This is a genomic window from Streptomyces bathyalis (assembly GCF_015910445.1).
Taxonomy (GTDB): Bacteria; Actinomycetota; Actinomycetes; order Streptomycetales; family Streptomycetaceae; genus Streptomyces; species Streptomyces bathyalis.
In genome coordinates this window covers 3,658,265-3,678,165 of sequence record NZ_CP048882.1, presented here as the reverse complement: position 1 = coordinate 3,678,165, position 19,901 = coordinate 3,658,265, and the positions used below count along the sequence as shown (strand labels likewise).

Annotated in this window: 21 protein-coding genes; 11 read left to right on the top strand and 10 right to left on the bottom strand. The window is 70.8% G+C overall.

The annotated features are described in order from the left end of the window. The first annotated feature begins 93 nt into the window (after positions 1 to 93). A complete protein-coding gene (locus G4Z16_RS16005; protein ID WP_197351452.1) occupies positions 94 to 609 on the top strand; it encodes a GNAT family N-acetyltransferase in 516 nt (171 codons plus the stop codon). A 90-nt stretch (positions 610 to 699) separates the two neighbouring features. On the opposite strand, the gene G4Z16_RS16000 is transcribed toward G4Z16_RS16005, so the two are convergent. Next, complete coding sequence (locus G4Z16_RS16000) at positions 700 to 1,059, bottom strand: DUF1304 domain-containing protein (RefSeq protein WP_197351451.1); 360 nt, start codon at positions 1,057 to 1,059, stop codon at positions 700 to 702. 104 nt (positions 1,060 to 1,163) lie between these two features. Here G4Z16_RS16000 and G4Z16_RS15995 point away from each other — a divergent pair, with 104 nt between their 5' ends. Next, entirely contained in the window at positions 1,164 to 1,619 is a 456-nt protein-coding gene (locus G4Z16_RS15995; RefSeq protein WP_197351450.1) for a winged helix-turn-helix transcriptional regulator, read from the top strand. 96 nt (positions 1,620 to 1,715) lie between these two features. Here G4Z16_RS15995 and G4Z16_RS15990 read toward each other — a convergent pair whose 3' ends face one another. From G4Z16_RS15990 to G4Z16_RS15980, 3 genes are all read right to left on the bottom strand, one after another. After that, positions 1,716 to 2,819 carry a restriction endonuclease gene (locus G4Z16_RS15990; protein WP_197351449.1) on the bottom strand — a complete coding sequence of 368 codons (1,104 nt, stop codon included), beginning with the start codon at positions 2,817 to 2,819 and terminating at the stop codon, positions 1,716 to 1,718. Positions 2,820 to 3,011: 192 nt separating this feature from the next. Continuing rightward, a complete protein-coding gene (locus tag G4Z16_RS15985; RefSeq protein ID WP_425508168.1) occupies positions 3,012 to 3,449 on the bottom strand; it encodes a GNAT family N-acetyltransferase in 438 nt (145 codons plus the stop codon). A gap of 296 nt (positions 3,450 to 3,745) precedes the next feature. Then, entirely contained in the window at positions 3,746 to 4,195 is a 450-nt protein-coding gene (locus G4Z16_RS15980; protein ID WP_197351447.1) for a MarR family winged helix-turn-helix transcriptional regulator, read from the bottom strand. Between the two features lie 193 nt (positions 4,196 to 4,388). On the opposite strand from G4Z16_RS15980, the gene G4Z16_RS15975 reads away from it, so the two are divergent. Further along, the gene (locus G4Z16_RS15975) at positions 4,389 to 5,657 is read left to right on the top strand and encodes an MFS transporter (RefSeq protein ID WP_197351446.1); all 1,269 of its coding nucleotides are present in this window, start codon (positions 4,389 to 4,391) and stop codon (positions 5,655 to 5,657) included. Here G4Z16_RS15975 and G4Z16_RS15970 read toward each other — a convergent pair. Beyond that, on the bottom strand, positions 5,636 to 6,604 hold the full coding sequence (locus G4Z16_RS15970; RefSeq protein WP_246530887.1) for a GNAT family N-acetyltransferase: 969 nt from the start codon (positions 6,602 to 6,604) through the stop codon (positions 5,636 to 5,638). The two genes, G4Z16_RS15975 and G4Z16_RS15970, sit on opposite strands and share 22 nt — an antisense overlap. Before the next feature lie 4 nt (positions 6,605 to 6,608). Next, entirely contained in the window at positions 6,609 to 7,205 is a 597-nt protein-coding gene (locus G4Z16_RS15965) for a DUF2269 domain-containing protein (RefSeq protein ID WP_197351445.1), read from the bottom strand. Between the two features lie 172 nt (positions 7,206 to 7,377). Between G4Z16_RS15965 and G4Z16_RS15960 the strand changes: the two genes are divergently transcribed. From G4Z16_RS15960 to G4Z16_RS33275, 3 genes are all read left to right on the top strand, one after another. Beyond that, positions 7,378 to 8,160: an HAD family hydrolase gene (locus G4Z16_RS15960; RefSeq protein WP_197351444.1), complete on the top strand. Its 783-nt coding sequence runs from the start codon at positions 7,378 to 7,380 to the stop codon at positions 8,158 to 8,160. Positions 8,161 to 8,360: 200 nt separating this feature from the next. Next, positions 8,361 to 10,301, top strand: coding sequence for a globin domain-containing protein (locus tag G4Z16_RS15955; protein ID WP_197351443.1), 1,941 nt, complete (start codon positions 8,361 to 8,363; stop codon positions 10,299 to 10,301). Between the two features lie 168 nt (positions 10,302 to 10,469). After that, positions 10,470 to 11,816: a pyridoxamine 5'-phosphate oxidase family protein gene (locus tag G4Z16_RS33275; protein WP_425508082.1), complete on the top strand. Its 1,347-nt coding sequence runs from the start codon at positions 10,470 to 10,472 to the stop codon at positions 11,814 to 11,816. A gap of 47 nt (positions 11,817 to 11,863) precedes the next feature. On the opposite strand, the gene G4Z16_RS15945 is transcribed toward G4Z16_RS33275, so the two are convergent. Then, positions 11,864 to 12,364, bottom strand: coding sequence for an NUDIX domain-containing protein (locus G4Z16_RS15945; RefSeq protein WP_197351442.1), 501 nt, complete (start codon positions 12,362 to 12,364; stop codon positions 11,864 to 11,866). A gap of 533 nt (positions 12,365 to 12,897) precedes the next feature. Between G4Z16_RS15945 and G4Z16_RS15940 the strand changes: the two genes are divergently transcribed. From G4Z16_RS15940 to G4Z16_RS15925, 4 genes are all read left to right on the top strand, one after another. After that, positions 12,898 to 14,283, top strand: a complete 1,386-nt coding sequence (locus tag G4Z16_RS15940; RefSeq protein WP_197351441.1) for a cation:dicarboxylate symporter family transporter — start codon at positions 12,898 to 12,900, stop codon at positions 14,281 to 14,283. Positions 14,284 to 14,402: 119 nt separating this feature from the next. Beyond that, on the top strand, positions 14,403 to 14,969 hold the full coding sequence (locus G4Z16_RS15935; protein WP_197351440.1) for a carboxymuconolactone decarboxylase family protein: 567 nt from the start codon (positions 14,403 to 14,405) through the stop codon (positions 14,967 to 14,969). Next, a complete protein-coding gene (locus G4Z16_RS15930) occupies positions 14,966 to 15,901 on the top strand; it encodes an SDR family NAD(P)-dependent oxidoreductase (RefSeq protein WP_197351439.1) in 936 nt (311 codons plus the stop codon). The genes G4Z16_RS15935 and G4Z16_RS15930 overlap by 4 nt, the downstream gene beginning before the upstream one ends. Before the next feature lie 30 nt (positions 15,902 to 15,931). After that, entirely contained in the window at positions 15,932 to 16,846 is a 915-nt protein-coding gene (locus G4Z16_RS15925) for an amidohydrolase family protein (protein WP_197351438.1), read from the top strand. A gap of 137 nt (positions 16,847 to 16,983) precedes the next feature. On the opposite strand, the gene G4Z16_RS15920 is transcribed toward G4Z16_RS15925, so the two are convergent. Continuing rightward, on the bottom strand, positions 16,984 to 17,760 hold the full coding sequence (locus G4Z16_RS15920) for an IclR family transcriptional regulator domain-containing protein (protein ID WP_197351437.1): 777 nt from the start codon (positions 17,758 to 17,760) through the stop codon (positions 16,984 to 16,986). Between the two features lie 89 nt (positions 17,761 to 17,849). Here G4Z16_RS15920 and G4Z16_RS15915 point away from each other — a divergent pair, with 89 nt between their 5' ends. Next, on the top strand, positions 17,850 to 18,587 hold the full coding sequence (locus G4Z16_RS15915) for a hypothetical protein (protein ID WP_197351436.1): 738 nt from the start codon (positions 17,850 to 17,852) through the stop codon (positions 18,585 to 18,587). Between the two features lie 204 nt (positions 18,588 to 18,791). Here G4Z16_RS15915 and G4Z16_RS32535 read toward each other — a convergent pair whose 3' ends face one another. Together G4Z16_RS32535 and G4Z16_RS15910 are read right to left on the bottom strand one after the other, a co-directional pair. Beyond that, positions 18,792 to 18,923: a DUF397 domain-containing protein gene (locus tag G4Z16_RS32535; RefSeq protein ID WP_246530886.1), complete on the bottom strand. Its 132-nt coding sequence runs from the start codon at positions 18,921 to 18,923 to the stop codon at positions 18,792 to 18,794. Then, positions 18,886 to 19,830: a helix-turn-helix domain-containing protein gene (locus tag G4Z16_RS15910; RefSeq protein ID WP_246530885.1), complete on the bottom strand. Its 945-nt coding sequence runs from the start codon at positions 19,828 to 19,830 to the stop codon at positions 18,886 to 18,888. Before G4Z16_RS15910 ends, G4Z16_RS32535 begins: the two co-directional genes overlap by 38 nt. Positions 19,831 to 19,901 lie beyond the last annotated feature (71 nt).

The following is a 19,901-nucleotide window of genomic DNA, read 5'->3' as shown; positions in this document are numbered from 1 at the left end:
ATATGGCCGCCGTCGGCCTTCGTCAGCATGCCCTTGTCCGGCCCGCGTGACAGCAAAGCGCGAGCCGGGTCGTACGACGACCAGGAGTGACACGTGTCTTCGTCCCCTTCAGGACCTCACACTCAGCTGATCACCGACCGCCTGGTTCTCCGGCCGTGGACCACGGCCGAGGCCACCGCGGTCATCGGCAACGCCAGATCCGCCCATTGGGCTGACGACTTCCCCGCCGAAGGCGACCGCGTCATCGCGGGCCTCTTCGACGAGCGCCCCGCCTGGCTCGGTGAACACGGCCATCGCCTGATCATCGAGCGCGCCAGCGGCCAAGTGGTGGGCTCGATCGGCCTGTTCTGGCCGCCCAGCGAGGGAATCCTCGAGATCGGCTACGGCATCGTGGCCTCCCGTCGCGGTCGGGGCTACGCGCCTGAAGCCGCCCGGGCTCTCGCCGGGTTCGCCCTTGCGGCGCCCGGCGTCCACACCGTGTCTGCCGACGTGGAGCTGTCGAACCCGGCCTCCATCCGTGTGCTGGAGAAGGCCGGCTTCCGCAGATGGGCCACCGAGGAGAACAAGTCCCGCTTCAGGATGACGAATTCGGGCTTGCGGGAGAGGTGACCCGGCGGGGCCGGCGGCTTGCCGTCGGCCCCTGCGGCCCTGTGAACTGCGCGCCGGAGAAGGGGAGACGGGACCGCCGCCGCTCCGACTTCAGGAGGCGAGCGTGAGGGCCAGCGCCGCGGCGGCGGGGAGGGCCTGGACGTGGAGGATGCGCCGGCTGACGGTCAGCGCGCCGTAGAGGCCCGCGGCGACGACGCAGCACAGGAAGAAGATCCGCGCCTGGGGGCCGGTCGGCTCCTGCGCGACGAGGCCCCAGATCAGCCCAGCGGCCAGGAAGCCGTTGTAGAGGCCCTGGTTGGCGGCCAGCGGAGCCGACTGCTCGGCGAACTCCGGCGTGGTCCCGAAGACGGCCCGGCCGCGGGGCGTACGCCACAGGAACATCTCCAGTATCAGAAAGCCCAGGTGGAGCAGGGCGACAAGGGCGGTGAGCGCGACAGCGGCGGTGTGCACGAAGTCCTCCGGGAAACAAGTGAGTTGGAATTAGCAACCAACTGGTCGATGGACCCTAGCACGGAGGTTTGATTTTCCAACCAAGTGCCTGGTTGTATTGCCGCATGGCGAGGAGAGAGGTGAATCCGCGGGAGTGCTCGCTGGCTTCGGCGCTGAACGTCGTCGGCGAGAAGTGGTCGCTGCTGGCACTGCGCGAGGTGTTCTACGGCGTGCACCGCTTCGACGGCATCGTCCGCAACACCGGTGCCCCCCGCGACGTGCTCGCCACCCGGCTGCGCACGCTTGTCGACGGCGGGGTGCTGCGGAAGGTCCGGTACTCGGAGCGTCCGCCGCGCGACGAATACCACCTCACCGAGGCCGGCCGGGAGCTCGCCCCGGCCATGCTCGGCCTCATGCGCTGGGGCATGCGGTGGGTCCCCGGCGCCCCCGTGGGACCGACCGTCTTCACCCACAGCTGCGGTGGGCAGCTGGACGCCGGGATCGTGTGCACGTCCTGCGGGGAGAAGACCGGCTCCGGCGACGTCGCTCTGCCGGACTCCGGTACGGCAGAGGGGACTTGAGTCCGGCCTGCGCCTGAGTCCGGCCTGCGCCTGAGTCCGGCCTGCGCCTGGGTCCGGAACGGCAGCGGGACTTGAGGGGCCGGGTCTCCGGCCCGCTCACTCCAGCACGCGCAGCTTCGCGCCGTTGTTCCACGCTTCCAGCAGACCGCGATGGACGGCGGTCACCTCATGCCGGGCGGCCATCAGGAGGGCGTCCCGGGTGAAGGGTGCCGTGGCGACGAGCAGAGCGACGTCGGCCTCGTACTCGACCCTGGCCATGCCGATGAATCCCCGCACGTCGGCGCACGTGATGTTCGATGAGGGTGTGCGTGCCCTGCACCGGACGACGAGGCGGCGCCCGTCCGCGGTGTGGCCGAGCACGTCGGCACCGGCGTCTGCGTGCCCGCCGGTGACGGTGACCTGTTCGCAGCCGTCCCGCCGGCACAGCCAGGCGATGTGCCGCTTGAACTCCCGGCCGTTCATGGCGTCCAGCGCCGCCATGGAACCCGCCGCCTCGTGCTCGCGAAGAACTCTCCTCAGCTGCACCATCTCGGCCTCGTTCTCCGCGAGTTGCAGGCGCAGCTCACGCTGGGACCCGATCGCCTGGTTGAGGAGGGGCACGATGGTCCGGCCGAGGACTCCGCGCACGGCTTCCTCTGCCAGCTGCCTCACCCGCGTCTCGTCGACCGCGGGCCCCGGCAGCGTCTGCTCGGCGACGGTCTGCGCGATGCGCCGGTCGAGCCACGCGATGAGGTCGTGGACAACGGAATCGTCCACGTGTGACGGCCCGGGCAGTGCCGTCGACGCGGCGCGGTGGGCCTGTTCGGCGTCGAGCAGATAGGTACGGATCCGCCGCGCGATCTCGCTGTCGCGGAGCAGCATCGCGACGTTGAGAACGGCTCGGCGGGTGAAGAGAGTGAGGTTGGAACGGGGCTGTGGATAACTCCCGGGAAAGAGAGACAAGGTGTCTCTCTTGAAAAGCTCCAGCTCAGGGCCTCGGAGTGTACGCATCCCGTTGTCGGTCAGCTCGTCGCGGTGGCGCTGCATCAGCCTGTTGACGGTGCGTTCCGCGACGTCGAAGTAGTCGGCCACCATCCGCGTCGTCACATGCAGGCCGTCCGGCAGAAGCGAGAGAACTCTGACCTTGTCGAGTACTTCGGTTCGTTCCGCGACGGACGCACGCAGCGTCCGCGATTCCAGCAGGGCGCCCTCGTGCACCATGCGACCCCTCCCTTCCGATGGGCACTCCCGGGTCGTAGGCCTTGTGGGAGGACCCGGACATGGATGGGCATCCCTGCTGATCCCCACCCCTACCGGGATCAACGAGGGCCGCAATGTGAAGACACGCTCGAATTGCGATCGTTCTTGCGATTCGAACCGAACAGGAGCGGAGCTCCCTGGCCGTCGCGCCGGTCAGAGCTGCATCTTGAAGCCCAGGTGGGACGCCTCGAAGCCGAGCCGTTCGTAGAAGCGGTGGGCCTCGATGCGTGTTGCGTCGGAGGTGAGCTGGACGAGGGTGCAGTCCTGGCGGCGGGCCTCTTCGATGGCCCACTGGATCAGCCTGGAGCCGAGGCCGTCGCCGCGCGCGTCCGCGTGTACGCGGACCCCTTCGATGAGGGCGCGGGTCGAACCGCGCCTGGACAGGCCCGGAATGAGGGTGAGTTGGAGGGTGCCGACGGGGTGCCCGTCGCGTTCCGCGACGACGAGGTGCTGGTGCGGGTCCGCATCGATGCGGTCGAACGCCTCGCGGTAGACGGCCGTCTCGTCGGGACTCTCGCGCTGGGCGCCGAGGGGGTCGTCGGCGAGCATGGAGACGAGGGCCGGTACGTCGTCGGCTGTCGCACGCCGCATGGTGATCGGCTCCGGTGCCGGTGCCGGTGATGACGGCGTGGAGGGGGTCCCGGTGCTCATGATCGCAGCTTACGCCCCGGTATTGGCCAGAGGTTGGACTCGGTGGGAAAGTGCGCAACGGGGCACGTGTGCGGGGTCTGGGGTGATGACGCCGGTTTTCACGGCGAACTCGCCCTCACCGCACGCCTCTTACCGGCCGCGCGCTTCTTCTTCCTGGCCCGGCGCTCTGGCCTCTTCCTTGCCGCGCTCTCCGCGCGCACCGCGCTCAGGGGCGCCCGCCCCCGGCCGGCCGCTCGTCACGCCGTCGGCTGAAGTGCCCGTACGGCCCGTACGAGGGGCGCCAGTTCGCTGCGTTCCTCCGCCGCGTCGAGGGCTTCGCGCAGGGCGGCGTCGTTCGTGGGCCGCGCCGACTTGAGCAGGGCGTGGCCCGCCTCTGTGACGTCGGTGTAGATGCCGCGGCGGTCGTCGGGACAGAGGTACCGGGTGAGCAGGCCGCGCTCCTCCAGCCTGTTGACGAGCCGGGTGGTGGCGCTCTGGCTGAGGACGACCGCGTCCGCGAGCTGGTTCATGCGGAAGTGGCCGCCTTCGCCGCCGTGTTGCTCGCTGAGTACGTCGAGGACGGAGAACTCCCGGACGCTCAGCGCGTGTTCGGCCTGAAGCGCGCGCTCGATACGGGCCTCGATGCGGCCGTGCAGGGCCGACAGCGCGCACCAGCCCTGGGCCAGGCCGGGGTCCGGTCGTGACATGGCTCCTCTGCTTCCTCTGCGGGGCGGGCGTGCGGGCCGGGAGGGTCGCCTGTGGCCCGGCGTCTCCACGGGCCGCCTCCGGCCGTCCAGGGTAGTCCACTCGCGAAATAGCCCGCGCTTGCAAATAGTCGGCGTCTGCAATTATTGTCTGCGCCGGTTAACGACGTACGCATGCAACAGTGAAGGGCTCACCATGCCGCTCGCTCTACTGGCGCTGGCCCTCGGCGCCTTCGGAATCGGGACCACGGAGTTCGTGATCATGGGGTTGCTCCCCGAGGTGGCGGACGACTTCGGGGTCTCCGTCCCCACGGCCGGCTACCTCACCACCGGCTACGCCCTCGGCGTGGTCGTCGGTGCTCCGCTGCTCGCGGTGCTCGGCGCCCGCGTCCCGCGCAAGCGGATGCTGATGCTGCTGATGGGCCTCTTCGTCGTCGGCAACGTGGTCTCGGCCGCGGCCCCCGTCTTCGGCGTGATGCTCACCGGCCGCGTGATCGCGTCGCTCGCCCACGGCACCTTCTTCGGCATCGGGTCGATCGTCGCGGCGGGCCTGGTGGCACCGCACCGCAAGGCCGCCGCGATCTCGATGATGTTCACGGGGCTGACGGTCGCCAACGTGGTGGGCGTTCCGGCGGGCACGATGCTGGGCCAGGAGCTGGGCTGGCGGGTCACGTTCGCCGCGGTCGCCGGGCTGGGGGTGCTCGGACTGCTGGGCATCGCGGCCCTCGTACCCGCGGGGCGGGCAGGAGGTCCCGACGGCGCGGCTCATCCCGCGGGCCGCTCCCGCGTACGCGGCGAGCTGGCCGCCTTCCGCAACGTGCAGGTGCTGCTCGCCATGGCGATGACGGTCCTCGGCTTCGGCGGGGTCTTCGCCGCCATCACCTACATCGCGCCGATGATGACCGATGCCGCCGGCTACGAGAGCTCGTCCGTGACGTGGCTCCTCGTCCTCTTCGGACTCGGCATGGTGGCGGGGAACCTCGTCGGCGGCCGGCTGGCGGACCGCGCCTTGATGCCGCTGCTCTTCACGGCGCTTTCGGCACTCGCCGTCGTCCTGGCGCTCTTCGTCTTCACGGCTCACGACAAGGTGGCCGCGGCGGTGACGCTACCCCTGGTCGGCGCGTTCGGCTTCGCGACCGTTCCGCCGCTGCAGAAGAGGGTGCTCGACCAGACCGCGGACGCCCCCACCCTGGCCTCCGCCGTCAACATCGGCGCCTTCAACCTGGGCAACGCGCTCGCGGCCTGGCTCGGCGGTCTCGCCCTGGACGCCGGTGCCGGAGTCACCTCGCCGAACTGGGTGGGTGCGCTGCTCGCGGCATCGGCTCTCGCGCTTGCCGTGCTGTCGGCGCTGCTCGAACGCCGCGCCGCCACTCCGGACCCTTCGGCTTCCGCTTCACCGCGAGTCGTCGCGACGGGTGGTACGCGGCACCCGGCCCGCGTCGTTCAGCCGAGCGCGACGGAATAGGGCGCGAAGCGGCGGGAGGCGTCGCCCAGGGGGCGGGAGCCGGAGCCGGAGCCGTGGATCATGCGGGTGCAGAGGCAGCTGCCCTCGAGACCGTGCCGGCGCGCCCACGTCTCCAGGCCCTCGTGGCGGCCGTCGATGTCGAGGCGGATGTCCCCTGCGGTGTGTTCGCCCAGGTCGCGGACGAGGGCCTGGGCGGTCGCCGTGTCCAGGGCGACGACGGGTCCGACGACTGTGCCGCCGGGGCCGTTCGGCCAGGCGGCCCCGAAACCGCGGAGCGATCCGTCGCCCGCGTCCGCCACGACGAGGCCGTCCGCGAACCGGGGGAGCCGGTCCAGGAGTTGGCCGCGGTCGGCGCCGAAAGCGTGAGCGTCGAGCGCGCGTACGGCGGGCAGATCCGTCGCCGTCGCGGGACGTACGTACGGGGCGGAGCCGTCGGCCGCGTCGGACTCCCCGTCGGAGGCCGGCAATCTGCCCCTGAGCGAGGTGACGGTGCCTGCCGCACGGAAGCCGAGCCGCTCATAGAGGGGCCTGCCGTTGTCCGTCGCGTACAGGAAGAGAAGCGCGTCGCCCGCCTCGGCGACGGCGTGTTCCAGCAGCCGGCGGCCCAGGCCCTGCCGTTCGCAGCGTTCCGCGACGAGCATCATGCCGACGCATGCCGCACCCGTACCGGGGTCGAGGCCGGCCCCCGAAACTGTCGGGGGAAGGGGGCCGTACGAGGTGAGGACGCAGGCGCCGATCAGGGTTCCGGGACGGTCGGGTGCCTCCACGCCGTACCCCTGTCCCGATGTGAGCAGCAGCCGCCACTTGTGTTCCTCGCGGCCCCATCCCCGGCTCTGCGCGAGGTCGGAGCAGGCCGCGAGGTCGGCGGCACCGAGGCGGTGGACGGGGAGATCCCGGAGCCTGGTTCCGAGGGAGCGGGGCAGCGATGGCCCGGGAGTCGTCGTCACGTACTCAGGCTGGCTGACGGGGACGCCGCCCGGCGACAGATTTTCCTGCCGCCGCCTCTTCCGGCCCGGTGGGACGTGCGGAAGCGGTACCCCTTCCCGTACGGGCGTCGCGCAGGCGCCGTCCGCGCCGGGTGAGGCCCCAGGGCTTGAGCACCGAGACCGCGGTGAGGAAGACGTACAGCGAGAGCGAGACCGCGGGCGGGACGAGTAGGTCGGAGCCCGGGACGGGCTCGCCCGCCGCCGCCAGCGCCGCCGCCTCGTCCGCGCCGGGCTTGAATGAGAAGACGGTCAGGCCCGTAGCGGCCAGCGTCAGCCAGAACTTCACCCAGACCCAGCGGTGTCGGGCCAGCCCCCACGACGTCCCGAGCGAGAGCACGAGCCCGGTGCCCAGGGAGATCAGCGCGACGGGCACGAGCAGCCAGTCCGCGAAGAGCTTCATGGCGATGGACGAGGGTCCGGCGAAGGCCTCCGGATCGCGGGCTCCCGCGATCGCGAGGGCCAGCAGGCACAGCGAGATGCCGAGCCAGCCGACCGAGACGGTGACGTGGGCGACGAGGAAGGCTCTGCGGGCGGGGCGCGGCAGGCGCGGTAGCTGAGGCATGTTGACACGGTGACGGGCGGGCACTGGTCGCCGCGTCTGACGGCGGGAGTACTTCGCCCTACTCGGTCCCGAGTACGCAGACCTCCGGCCCGGCACCGGGCCGGCCGCTTCGCCGGAGGGCGGGGTCCAAGCGCCCCCGGCGGGTGCTCGGGCCCGCACTACGATCGGTCGCATGGCCTCTTCGCTCTCCCGTTCGCCGGAGCGTCCTCCCAGGCTTCATCTCTTCGATCTCGACGGGACGTTGATCCACGGTTCTTCGGCGGCGGTGGAGATTTCGCACCAGCTCGGCGTGGACGCGGAGATCCGTGAGCTGGAACTGGCCTTCGCGGCAGGGGGAATGACTCCGCCGGATTTCGCGGCCCGTGCGTGCGCGCTGTGGTCGGAACTGACGGAGGATCACATAACCGCGGCCTTCATGGGCGCCCCGTGGCTCTCGGGAATTCGTGAAGTGTGGGCGGAGATCCGGGAGCGCGGCGAGCGTTCCGCGGTGATATCCCTGTCGCCGGATTTCTTCGTCGGCCGGCTGCTTCTCCAGGCGCCGCCCTCGCGTCCTTCCTCTCCTTTGCCCACGCCAGGGCGCGGGCCGTCCGGCATCGTCCGCACGCGTGGGACGGGTTCCGCTACGGACGACGCCGGAGGCGGTACCGGCGGGGGCGTTGACGCCACGTACGGCTCCCGCTGGCCCACCGTCCCCTTCCGTCAACAACCGGATCCGGCGGGGATTCTCTCAGCGGAGGCGAAGGTACGGATAGCGGACGAACTCTGCGCGGAATTCGGTGTATCGAGAAACGAATGCGTCGCGTACGGCGACTCGATGTCGGACGCTGCACTGTTCGCCGCCGTGCCGGTTTCGGTGGCCGTGAATGCCGACGGCCACGTCAGAGGTCTGGCGACGGCGGAGTACGAAGGGAAAGATCTTCGCGAAGCCTATGGACTTGTCCGCAAGAGTCCGTAATTCCCCGCGAGTGGTCCACGTCACGTAATTCGCCCCCGCACGGATGGGACTTGTGTGGCGAAGTGATAACGGTATGGTCGAGTCCGCATCGCGCGGTGCGACGCCATTCCGCGCGTCGGTGTCAGGGGGCGGTACCACCAGAACGCGTTCCGAATGCGTGCTGCGCAGATTCTTCGTACGAGTTCGAGGCGAGGCAGACCATGACGACCAAATCGGCCGGAAACGGTCCGTCCGCGGGGGACGGCAGCAGAGACAACGACAGCGCCTGGGGATGGTTCACCCGCTCACGGCGTGCGACCGGAACGACAGTGTCCAGTGAGGACGAGCAGCAGAACCAGCAGAACCAGCCGCAAGGGAACGAGCAGCAGAACCAGCAGAACCAGCAGAACCAGCGGCAAGGGAACGAGCAGAGGCGGCCGGCCCAGCAGAACGGGCCGGGCCGGGACGCCTACCGCCCGGCGGACGACGGATCGGATTGGCCCGCCCGGCCGGTGAGCCCCGTCGTCGACGCAACCGGTGCCGGACGCGCGCGCTGGGCCGAGACGCCGGAAGAGGCCGCGATGCCGGTGCCGGCACCACCGGACCCCTATGCCGGCGGCACCCGGGAAGGGCCCGGGTCCGGCCAGGGAGAGCGCGGAGCACCGGCACCCGGCGCGTGGTACGGCGGTGGCCCGGAAGCACCGCGTGAACATCCGGCACCCGCCCAGTACGGCGGCAACGGTGCCGCGCCCAAGACGCCCGCGCCTCAGGCCGAGCCCCGGCCACAGTCCCGGCCCGGTCCTCAGGCGCCGCCCGCAGCCCAGGGACCGCCCGCGCCTCAGGCTCCGCCCGCACCCCAGGCGCCGCCTCCGATGCCCGACCGGCCGCCGTCCGTGTCCCCGCCGCAGGCCGAGAGACAGACGCAGCCCCGAAGTGCCCCGTACGGGGACGAGCCGGCCGCCGCTGCGCCGCCCGTGCAGGCGCCCGCGCAGACGGCCGGGCACACGTCCGGGCCGGACGACGGCGAGCTGATCCGCCGGACGCTCGACGAGATCGAGCCCAGGGCCGACGCGGCCACCGCGTACTTCTACGCGCTGCTCTTCGTCCAGCAGCCCGAACTGCGCGAGCTCTTCCCCGCGTCCATGGACTCCCAGCGCGACCGCCTCTTCAAGGCGCTGCTCACCGCCGTGCGGCTGTCCGACGAAGCGGACGCGCTCTCCGAGTACTTGGCGGGTCTGGGCCGCGGCCACCGCAAGTACGGAACGCTCCCCGACCACTACCCGGCCGTCGGCGAGTGCCTGCTGGGCGCGCTCGCCCAGTACGCACCCAAGACCTGGGGCCCGGAGACCGAGCAGGCCTGGGTCCGCGCGTACACCACGATCTCCCAGGTCATGATCGACGCCGCCGCCGAGGACGCGGAGCGCGCCCCGGCCTGGTGGAACGCCGAGGTCGTCTCGCACGAGCTGCGCACGTCGGAGATCGCTGTGATCACGGTGCGGCCGGACCAGCCGTACTCCTTCCTCGCGGGCCAGTACACGAGCGTCGAGACGCCGTGGTGGCCGAGGGTCTGGAGGCACTATTCCTTCGCGTCCTCGCCGCGCTCGGACGGACTGCTCACCTTCCATGTGAAGGCCGTCCCCACGGGATGGGTCTCCAGCGCGCTCGTGAACCGTGCCCGCCCGGGCGACGTGCTGCGGCTGGGTCCGCCGGCAGGAAGCATGACGGTGGACCACGCGACCGACAGCGGGATGCTCTGCGTCGGGGGCGGCACGGGGATAGCCCCCATCAGGGCACTGGTGGAGGATGTCGTGGAGCACGGCCGTTCACGACCGGTCGAGGTCTTCTACGGCGCGCGCAGCGACCACGATCTCTACGACCTGGACACCATGATGCGGCTGGAGCGCGAGCACCGCTGGCTCTCCGTGCGTCCCGTGGTCGCCAGTCCGCCGGGGTCGGCGTTCGCGAACGCCCTGGCGGGACAACTCCCGGACGCCGTACGGCAGTACGGCCCGTGGTCCGCGTACGACGGCTATCTCTCGGGCCCGGCCGGCATGATCCGCAGCGGTGTCGACGCGCTGGTGGCCTCGGGTGTTCCCGCCGAACGCATACGGCACGATTCGCTGGCGGAGCTGATCCTCAGCGGTGAACGGACGCCCGGATGAGTCGGCGAGGACAGAGCATCCGGAGAACCACGCGCGCGACGGAGACCGCCGCCCGGCGCCGTCACCGTCCCGCGCTCCGCGCGCGGGCGTAACGCGAACGGCGAGGCCCAGCGCACTAGAACGAGAACGCGAGCGAGTGCAGGAAGAGGAAGGGGAGGGGTCAGCGTCGTGGCTGAGGCGGAGGAGCCACGTCCGTGGGTCGGGCAGGACTCACGGACGCGGCACGACCACGGGCGCGAGCCCGAACACGACAGGGCGGCACACGAGAGGCCGCGGCGCCGTCCGGGCAGTGACGGGGAGCGGCAGCTGCAGCGCAGGCTCGGCACATCGGACCGTGCGGAGCGCTTCTACGACGAGCAGGTGCTCGACCATCTCAACGACAGGATGCGGGAGTTCGTGCAGCGTCAGGAGATGTTCTTCCTGGCCACCGCGGACGCCTCCGGCGAGTGCGACAGCAGCTTCCGCGCAGGTCCCGCCGGCTTCCTCCAGGTGCTGGGCGAACGCACCCTGGCCTACCCGGAGTACCGCGGCAACGGCGTGAACGCCAGCCTCGGCAACATCCAGGAGAATCCGCACCTGGGCATCATGCTGATCGACTTCACCCGGGCGCGGATCGGTCTGCACATCAACGGGCGCGCCCGCATCGTCGAGGACGAGGAACTGCGCGCCCTGTACCCGGACTTGGCCGACGACCAGGTGCCCGGCAGGCGCGCACAGCTGTGGGTGCACGTGGAGGTCGAAGAGGCCTACATCCACTGCGCGAAGCACATACCGCAGATGCAGAAGGCGCAGCGGCGCACCGCCCGCGACTGGGGCACCGACGACTACAAGCGCAAGGGCGGCGACTTCTTCGGCACGGCGCGCGACGCACGCGAGCGTGTCGCCCTGGACGAGGGCGGTGCCCGCGAGCACGCCCGGCGCGCGGAGCCTTCCGCGCGGGGGAAGCAGGAGCCGGAGGAGGGGTCCGGGGCCGTTCCCTCGATCTCCGTCCCCGCTCCCTCTTCGTCCTACTCGTCCCCGTCCCCGTCCTCGTCCTCGTCGGAGGCGTCGTCTTCGACCTCCTCCTCGTCCCCGTACGACGAACTGCCGGGATTCGCACGGGAAGAGGCCCATGGGGACGCGGCCTCCGCTGCCCCTTCGCGCGAGGCGGGCAATGTGCTGGCGGTCGACGCGGATCCGCGCGACTCCGAAGTGGCCGAGCAGCGCTTCTCGTTCAGGTCCCGCGGTGTTCCGGAGCAGCGGCGCTCCCCGGACCTGGAGTCGCCCGACGTCACGTCGCCGACAGCGCCGTCGGTGTCGGCCTCGGCCTCCGCCAACTCCCGTGAGCAGACCGGCTCGACGGCGATGGACGGCGCTTCCGGTGCGCTCGCTGCCCGCGGTGCGCCCTCCCCGGGCTTCCGCATGATCGGTTCCGATCCCCATGCGTGGCGCCAGGAGGCGGAGCGTGCGCTGGCCGAGGCGCAGCGACGCGGTGCCGTGAGCGGACCCGGCTCGTTCCAGGGCTGGTTCGGCTGAGGGGCCGGAAGCAACGCGGCCTTACCGAGTGACTCGCCCCCGGCAGCTCATCCCATGTCGGGGGCGAGGAGCGCCAGTACGCCCTCGATGTTCTTGTCGAGGTACGCGCTCAGCGCCGGAGGCACGACGTCCACGGACGCGATGCCCTCGCGCGTGAAGGGCACCCGCACGAACTCGTAGAGCCCGCACGGTTCGTCCACCTCCGGGCCGTGTCTGCGTGAGAGGTCCATCGAGGCGAGGCGGCAGACGAAGAAGTGCTGCACCTTCACGCCCTCCGCACCGTCCTGCGCGGTGTGCGGAACGGTGTCGACGAAGGCGGGGACCACGTCCGTGACCTTCGCGCCGAGTTCCTCGTCGACCTCGCGGTGCAGCGCGTCGATCACGGTTTCGTCCACGCCCGGCTCGACGCCGCCGCCAGGGGTGATCCAGTACGGGTCACGGCCCGGCTTGGTGCGCTTGATCAGGACGAGTCGGAGGGTGCCCGTGCTGTCTCCGTCGAGGAGGATGGCGCGGGCCGTGCGCTTGACCACTGGGCGCTCATGGGTCATGGGTGAGGTCTGGCCCGTGGTGCGCCGGGTCAAACCCCTCCTGTGGCAGATGTACGGACATCCGGACCTGGTACTCCGCGGCGGGGGCGTGCTCCCGGGAGCGCACACGGGCGACGGGGAATATCTCCACGGAGGTATATCGATAATGTCGTCTCCGTCACTGGACATTGACGCAGAGTCAACTAATCTGGAACCGGCGGTTCTTCGCGCGTTGAGCCGTCACCGGGCGGTTCGAGGCATGAGGGGGGAGCCTCGAACCGCTTCGGCTTGCAAGGGGGTTCGGGGCCGTCGAGTCCTGTGAGGTTTCCGGCCCGCCGCGATCGCACCGTCCCCGGTGTTCCTGTAGTCGCAACTCGCGCCCCGCGCCTGCCACTTGATGCCTCCCGCCGGGCGTCGGCCGGGGTCCGCGCGGCTCGCCACCGCCTTGCCGCGCCGTCTTTCGTTCCTGCTCGCTCCTTGACCGCCGAAGGAAGCGCCTTCAATACTGCGTTCGCGGTACGTGCAGTTGTGCGTCAGTCGAACGAGCGGAGTCCATGATGTCGCCCGGAGCCATCCTGAGGAGCGCCTTCACCAGCAAGCTCTACGTCACGGTCCTGGTCGCCATCGCCCTCGGTGCGGCGCTCGGCCTCGCGGCCCCCGGCGTGGGGGCAGCCATGGAGCCGGTGGGCACCGGGTTCATCTCGCTCATCCAGATGCTGATCGCGCCGGTGATCTTCTGCACGATCGTCACGGGCGTCGCCTCGGCGGGCGAACTCACCAGCGTCGGACGGATCGGGGTGAAGGCGCTGGTCTACTTCGAGGTCCTCACGACGATCGCCCTGATCATCGGCCTGGTCGTGATGGACGTGGCCGCGCCCGGGGCCGGAGTGCACGCCGACCCCGCGAAGGTCGAAGTGACCGGCAGCGCCCGCAGCTACATGGAGCAGGGGGAGGCGCAGCACTGGTACGACTTCATCGTCCAGATCATCCCCGACAGCATGGTGGGCGCGTTCACCGAGGGCAACGTGCTCCAAGTGCTGCTGATATCGGTGCTGTTCGCCGTCGCGGTCAAGATGCTCGGAGAGCGCGGCGAACCGCTGGTGCGCGGGATCGAGCGCGTCGGCGACGCCGTCTTCGGCATCGTGCGGCTCATCATGTACCTCGCCCCGCTCGGTGCGTTCGGCGCGATGGCCTTCACCGTGGGGAAGTTCGGCACCGACACCCTTGTCTCGCTGCTCGGCGTGGTGCTGCTCTTCCTCGGCGCGAGCGTCTTCTTCTCCGTCGTCGTGCTCGGCGCCGTGGCCCGGCTGTGCGGCCTGCGCGTCCTGCGCCTCTACCGTCACTTCAAGGCCGAGCTGCTCATCACGCTCGGCACCGCCAACTACGAAGCCGTCATGCCGCAGTTGATGACGAAGCTGGTCGGGCTCGGCTGCCCGAAGCGGATCGTCGGTCTGACGGTGCCGTCCGGATACGCGTTCAACGGTGACGGCGTCTGCCTCTACCTCGGCTTCGCCGCGCTCTACATAGCCCAGGCCTTCGACGTCCACATGTCCTTCTGGGAGCAGCTCGGACTGCTCGCCGTCTTCATGATCACGTCGAAGGGGAGCGCCGGGGTGGCGGGAGCGGGCTTCGTCATCCTCGCGGCCACGCTCTCCACCACGGCGGCCGTTCCCGTCGCCGGGATCATGCTGATCCTCGGCATCGACCGGTTCATGTCCACGCTGCGCGGACTCGTCAGCCTCACCGGGCAGATACTCGGCAGCATCGTCGTCAGCCGCTGGGAAGGCGTCTTCGACCGCGAACGGGCTCGGGCCGTGCTGTACGGGCGCGAACCGGCCGTCGCCGGCGGGCACTCCGGGGGTTCCGCCTCGGCCGAAGCCGGCGGACCCGACGAGACCCCCACCTCCTCCGCGGACAGCGGCGCCGCGAATCAGCGGTGACGGTCGGCCCGCCGCGTATACGCACCGCGCCACGCGGGCCGCCCCGGATCCACATACGTCCCCAACCGGCCGAACACGCCCGGACACCACACCCGACCCCCGCACCCGAGAGGAACTCGATGGCCCGGCTCGACTACGTCCGCAACGACAGCGAGGTCGCGAACCGCATCCGCTTGCGCAGGGGTGGGAACCTGACCCCGCTCGACGGAATGCTGCTGCACAGCTCGCCCGTCGCGGACGGCTGGAACAACCTGCTGGGCGCCATACGCAACGACACCTCTCTCCCGGCCGACATACGGGAGTTGGCGGTCCTCCGAGTCGCCGCGCTCAACGGCGCGCACTACGAATGGCAGGCCCATGAGCCAGTCGGACGCGCAGCCGGACTCAGCGACGCTCACCTCGGCGCCCTGCACGAGGGCGGGGACACGACTGTGCTGAACGCCGCGCAGCGGGCGACCCTGGAGTACGCCGACGCCATGACGCGCCGAGTGACCGTCCCGGACCCGGTCTTCGACGGCCTGCGCACCCACTTCGACGACCGGCAGATCGTCGAACTCACCGCCACCGTCGGCACCTACAACCTGGTCTCGCGCTTCCTCGTCGCCCTCGAAGTCGGAGCGGAGGACACAGCGGAGGGCGCTGGGGAGGACGACGGCGGCGGTCACTGGCAGGAGCGGAGCGCATGAGCACCGCCCAGGGACCCACGCCCCGCACGGAACCCCCGGACCCTTGGCCGGCAGCCTCGGCCCCGGCAGCCTCGGCCCCGGCAGCCGACGGCGGCGCGAACGGCACGAACGGCACGAACGGCACGGGCAGGCTCGCGGGGAAGGTCGCCGTCGTCACCGGCGCGGGATGCGTCGGTGCGGGCTGGGGCAACGGGCGCGCCGCAGCAGTGCTGTTCGCCCGAGAAGGTGCCACCGTTCTCGCCGTCGACGTCGACGCGGAGGCGCTGGAGGAGACCGTAGCTATGGCGGACGAGTACGGAGGCGGGGCCGGTGCCCGGGTGCATCCGCATCTGTGCGACGTCACCGATCCGGCCGCGGTCGCCGACCTGGCGCGGCGGTGCGGCCGTGAACTGGGCGGCCCGGACGTCCTCGTCAACAACGTCGGAGGTTCCCGGCCGGGCGGCCCCGCCGAGCTCGACGAGGAGGGCTGGCAGGCCCAGCTCGACTACAACCTCACCAGCGTCTACCTCACCTGCCGCCACACGATCCCGCTGATGCTCGGGCGCGGCGGTGGAGCGATCGTCAACACCGCTTCCACGTCGGGGCTGCGCTGGACGGGGTCGCCGCAGATCGGCTACGCGTCGGCGAAGGCCGCCGTCATCCAGTTCTCGCGTGTGGCGGCAGTTCAGCACGCCCCCGACGGCATACGCGTCAACGCCGTCGTCCCCGGCCAACTGCACACCCCCATGGTCGAGGCGCGTCTCGCCGGGCAGCGCACGGGCGGCGACGCGGAGGCCCTGCTCGCCCAGCGCGAGGCCCGCATCCCGCTCGGCTTCATGGGCGACGGACGCGACACCGCCAACGCCGCGCTCTTCCTGGCCTCGCACGAGGCCCGCTTCATCACCGGCACCGAAATCGTCGTCGACGGCGGCATGACCGCCCGCTGCGACTGAACACCCCCCGTACGACCTGGAGTTCAAGCCGTGACCGATACCTCAGGGCCCGCCGGCGGGACGCCCACCTGCCCGCCGCCGGTCGCCCGGCCCCGCCGGCCGCGTACGCGACTGCCCGCGGGAGCCTGCGACTCCCACTGCCACATCTTCGGCCCCACGCACACCTTTCCCTTTGCACCGGGGCGGACCTTCACCCCGCCCGAGGCGCCCAGGGAGCGGCTGCGGGAACTGCACCGGCTGCTCGGCCTGGAGCGTGCCGTGATCGTCCAGTCGGCCTGCCACGGCACGGACCACTCCGCGCTCCTCGACGCGCTGGAGGCGGGCGGGGGCCGCTGCCGCGGGGTCGCGATCATCGACTCGACGACGCCCCCCGAAGAGGTACGCCGCCTGCACGAGGCCGGAGTGCGGGGCGCACGGCTGCACTTCACCCCGCATCTGGGATCGGCGCCCTCGGAGGAGGAGATCCGTTCCGTCGTCGGTCTCGTACGTCCCTACGACTGGCACATCGCGCTCCATGTGCAGGGCGACGGGATCGCCGACCATGAGGAGCTGGTCCGCTCGATTCCCCTGCCGGTCGTGGTCGATCACATGGCCCGCGTCGATCTGCGGGACGGTCCGGAGAGCCGCGCGGTGAGTGCGCTGCGCGGGCTGCTGCAGACCGGCCGGGTCTGGGTGAAGATCAGCGGCGCCGACCGGCTCGCGACCGCGCCGCCGAGGATGGACGACTCGGCGGAGCTGGCCCGCCTCCTCGTGACGGATGCGCCGGAACGCGTCGTGTGGGGCACGGACTTCCCGCACCCCAACACCCACGGATTCATGCCGGACGACGGTGACCTGACCGATCTGCTGTCCGAGATCGCGTCCGGGTCCGCGGACCTGAAGCGGATCCTCGTGGACAATCCCACCCGCTGCTTCGACTTCGACGAGACGGGACCGGCGAGCTGACCGGGCCGCCTGAACTGGCCGGGCCGGGCGCCGGGAAGCAGGGCGGCCGCAGGACCGCCGCCAGCACGGGCAAGAGCAGGGCAAGAGCAGGGCAGGAGCAGGCAGAAGCAGAAACAGCCGGAGGGCCGGGGGCAGGATCAGTGCAGACCCGTGTAACCGATGTCGGCCGTGATCGCGTCCGCGGTCTCCACCACCCGCGGCACGCACATCTGCCGCAGCTCCTCGAGCGGAACGCGCGCCGCGTTCGCGGACACGTTGACCGCCGCCAGCACGCGGCCGCCCCGTCCTCGCACCGGAGCCGCGGCGGAACGCACACCCTCCTCGCGCTCCCCGTCCACGACGGCGAAGCCCTGCTCCCGGACGCGGTCCAGCTCCTGCCGGAGTTCGTCCGGGTCGGTGATCGTGTTCCTCGTCAGGGGCTCCAGCCGTGCGTCCGCGAGCAGCGCGTCCAGCTCCCGGGGGGAGAGCGCGGCCAGCAGCACACGCCCCATGGACGTCGCGTAGGCGGGCAGACGCGAACCGATGCTCAACGTGATCGACATGCTTCGCGCGGCCGGAACCCGCGCCACGTACACGATCTCCGCACCGTCGAGGGTCGCCATGGAGCAGGACTCGCGCAGCTCGTCGGCGAGCGCCCGCATCCGGGACTGTGCCGTCTCCCAGTACGGCAGGGCAGAGAGGTAGCCGAAGCCGAAGCGGAGCACGCGCGGCGTGAGGGCGAAGCGTCGCCCGTCGGTCTCGGCGAAGCCCAGCCGCTGGAACGTCAGCAGTATGCGGCGCGCGGTCGCCCGCGAGAGTCCCGCCGCCTCGGCGGCTTCCGTCACCGACATCTGCGGCCGCTCCGCGGAGAACGACTCCAGCACACGGAAGGCCTTCTCGACCGAGTCGATGACGTCGGGATCGCTACGTGACACTCCTTCTGCCCCCTGTCGCAGCCCGCCGACCGGTCACCGTCAAGCGTCGCAAACGCTACCTCAGCGCCGCCAGCCGAAAGGATCTCCCCATGACCCAGGGTCTGCTGTACGTCCTGTCGGAGCCGGGCCGGGTGCCGGACGAGGAGTTCCACGACTGGTACGACCACGAGCACGCCCCGGCACGGCTCGCCGTTCCCGGCATCCGCAACGGCTTCCGCTACCGGGCAGCGGACGGACTCACGCCCACCTGGATGGCCTGCTACGACCTCGGCCTCGACGCGCTCGCGAGCCCCGAGTACGCACGCCTGCGCACCAGGAGCCCGCGCGAGCGGCGGGTCGTCGAGGGACTGGCCGTACTCGACCGCCGGGTCTACGAGCTGATCGACTCGCACGGCTCGATGCCCGCGGACGGCGCGGGCGGCACGGACTGCGCGGCACCCGCGGAAGGGCCGGCGCCGACCGAACCTGCCGGACCGGGTGAATCCGCCGCACCGGCCGTCGCGCTGTGCGTCGCCATGAGCACCGGCGACGAGGCGGCCTTCCACGACTGGTACCTGGGCGAGCACATTCCCCTGCTGCACACGCTGCCCGGCTGGTGGCGTACCCGCCGCTTCCGCCGGGTTGAGGGCGCGGGCCCGGACCTCCTCGCGTTCCACGACATCAGCAGCACCGGCCTGTTCGAGACCGGCGCCTACCGCCGGGCGGTCAGCACCCCGCTGCGCGACCGCGTGATGCGCACCGTCACCGACCGCGAGCGCCGCGTCTTCCGCTTCCACGCGGCGGTGACGCCGGGACCCGGGTCACCGGAGCACAACGGGCAGGAGTGAGCGGGGAGTCTGCAGGCCCACGGTCACGCCACCGGTGGCGGACCGGCCGCCGGAGGCCCGGCGCAACAGGGCTCGTATCACCTCCCTGAAAACGGCGCTGCCCCCGGCCGGTGCCCGTAGAGGCCCGAACCGGGGGCAGCTTCCTGCCACTTGGGGGCCGCTCCGTTGCTCTTCCAGTTGGGCAACGGGGCGTTGTGCGGTACGTCAGTCGGTCAACAGGCCACGGCCGACGGCGGAGATGAAGGTGCTGAACGAGTGCGTCGGCATCACGAGCGCGGGACCGTTCGGGCACTTGCTGTCACGCACGGGAACGACGTCCGGAAATCCGTCCGCCACCTCCACGCAGTCGCCCCCCTCTTGGTTGCTGTGACTGGACTTGCGCCAGACGGCGGCGCTGAGCTCGGGACGGCATGCGAGGGTCATGGTCGATTTCCTCCATTGCGGCTCTGATCAGCTCTGCGGACGTCCTCGGGGGAAGTGCAAGTGCCCTGAGACGCTCGTATGTCGCGGCGTAGCTCTCGACGTCCTCCGGCTCTTCGACCAGCTGTCCGGACTCCGCGCCCTCGGTATACGCCACCTTCGACCTGTCCGGGAGGGTGAGCATCGTGAGCGACCCGCCGAGAGTCGCGTGCTCCCCGCTGCTGAAAGGTAATACCTGCACCGTCACACGCTGTCCTTCCACCGTTTCGACAAGTCGCGCGAGCTGGGCGCGCATTGCGGCCCGGCCGCCGATGCGGCGCCGCAGGACCGACTCGTCGAGCACCACCCACAGATCCAGTCCGTCGGGGCCGGCCAGCTGGTCGTGACGATTCATACGCGCTGCCAGCCGCTCCTCAAGTTGCTCCGAGGTACGCAGCGTCCGGCCGACCTCCAGCAGCGCTCGTGCATAACCCGTGGTCTGCAGCATGCCGGGAACCACATGCGCCGCATACTGATGCATCGCGGTCGCGAGAGCGGACAATTCCATGAAGCGCCGCGACCAGTCCGGAAACGCCTCGCGGTACACGTGTGGCCAAAGATCCGCGAACAAATGGTCGGCGCCGAGTTCTTCGTCCAGCAAGCGTGCCAACTCGACTGTGGGCTTGTGCCCCGTGGCGCGCTCCACCTGTGCGATGCGCGCGCCAACGACGTGAACGCTCCGTCCCAGTTCTGCCTGAGTCAGCCCCGCACTCACGCGCAGGCGGCGCAGACGCGCCCCGAACACTGCTGCCATCGATGACGCAGGGTCAAGGTCGTTGGCCATGAGTTCACATCCCTCTTTACGGGTCGCGCCGTAAAGCCGTTGGGTCTTCTGACCATACGCGCCGAGAGCGA

Excerpts from the sequence above, each read along its gene's own strand:
- G4Z16_RS15975 (WP_197351446.1), top strand. The coding sequence starts at position 4,389 with ATGCCGCTCGCTCTACTGGCGCTGGCCCTCGGCGCCTTCGGAATCGGG.
- G4Z16_RS15995 (WP_197351450.1), top strand. The coding sequence starts at position 1,164 with ATGGCGAGGAGAGAGGTGAATCCGCGGGAGTGCTCGCTGGCTTCGGCG.
- G4Z16_RS15955 (WP_197351443.1), top strand. The coding sequence starts at position 8,361 with ATGACGACCAAATCGGCCGGAAACGGTCCGTCCGCGGGGGACGGCAGC.
- G4Z16_RS15965 (WP_197351445.1), bottom strand. The coding sequence starts at position 7,205 with ATGCCTCAGCTACCGCGCCTGCCGCGCCCCGCCCGCAGAGCCTTCCTC.
- G4Z16_RS15915 (WP_197351436.1), top strand. The coding sequence starts at position 17,850 with ATGACCCAGGGTCTGCTGTACGTCCTGTCGGAGCCGGGCCGGGTGCCG.
- G4Z16_RS15990 (WP_197351449.1), bottom strand. The coding sequence starts at position 2,819 with ATGGTGCACGAGGGCGCCCTGCTGGAATCGCGGACGCTGCGTGCGTCC.
- G4Z16_RS15910 (WP_246530885.1), bottom strand. The coding sequence starts at position 19,830 with ATGGCCAACGACCTTGACCCTGCGTCATCGATGGCAGCAGTGTTCGGG.
- G4Z16_RS15960 (WP_197351444.1), top strand. The coding sequence starts at position 7,378 with ATGGCCTCTTCGCTCTCCCGTTCGCCGGAGCGTCCTCCCAGGCTTCAT.
- G4Z16_RS15935 (WP_197351440.1), top strand. The coding sequence starts at position 14,403 with ATGGCCCGGCTCGACTACGTCCGCAACGACAGCGAGGTCGCGAACCGC.
- G4Z16_RS15945 (WP_197351442.1), bottom strand. The coding sequence starts at position 12,364 with ATGACCCATGAGCGCCCAGTGGTCAAGCGCACGGCCCGCGCCATCCTC.
- G4Z16_RS15930 (WP_197351439.1), top strand. The coding sequence starts at position 14,966 with ATGAGCACCGCCCAGGGACCCACGCCCCGCACGGAACCCCCGGACCCT.
- G4Z16_RS15980 (WP_197351447.1), bottom strand. The coding sequence starts at position 4,195 with ATGTCACGACCGGACCCCGGCCTGGCCCAGGGCTGGTGCGCGCTGTCG.
- G4Z16_RS15940 (WP_197351441.1), top strand. The coding sequence starts at position 12,898 with ATGATGTCGCCCGGAGCCATCCTGAGGAGCGCCTTCACCAGCAAGCTC.
- G4Z16_RS15985 (WP_425508168.1), bottom strand. The coding sequence starts at position 3,449 with ATGCGGCGTGCGACAGCCGACGACGTACCGGCCCTCGTCTCCATGCTC.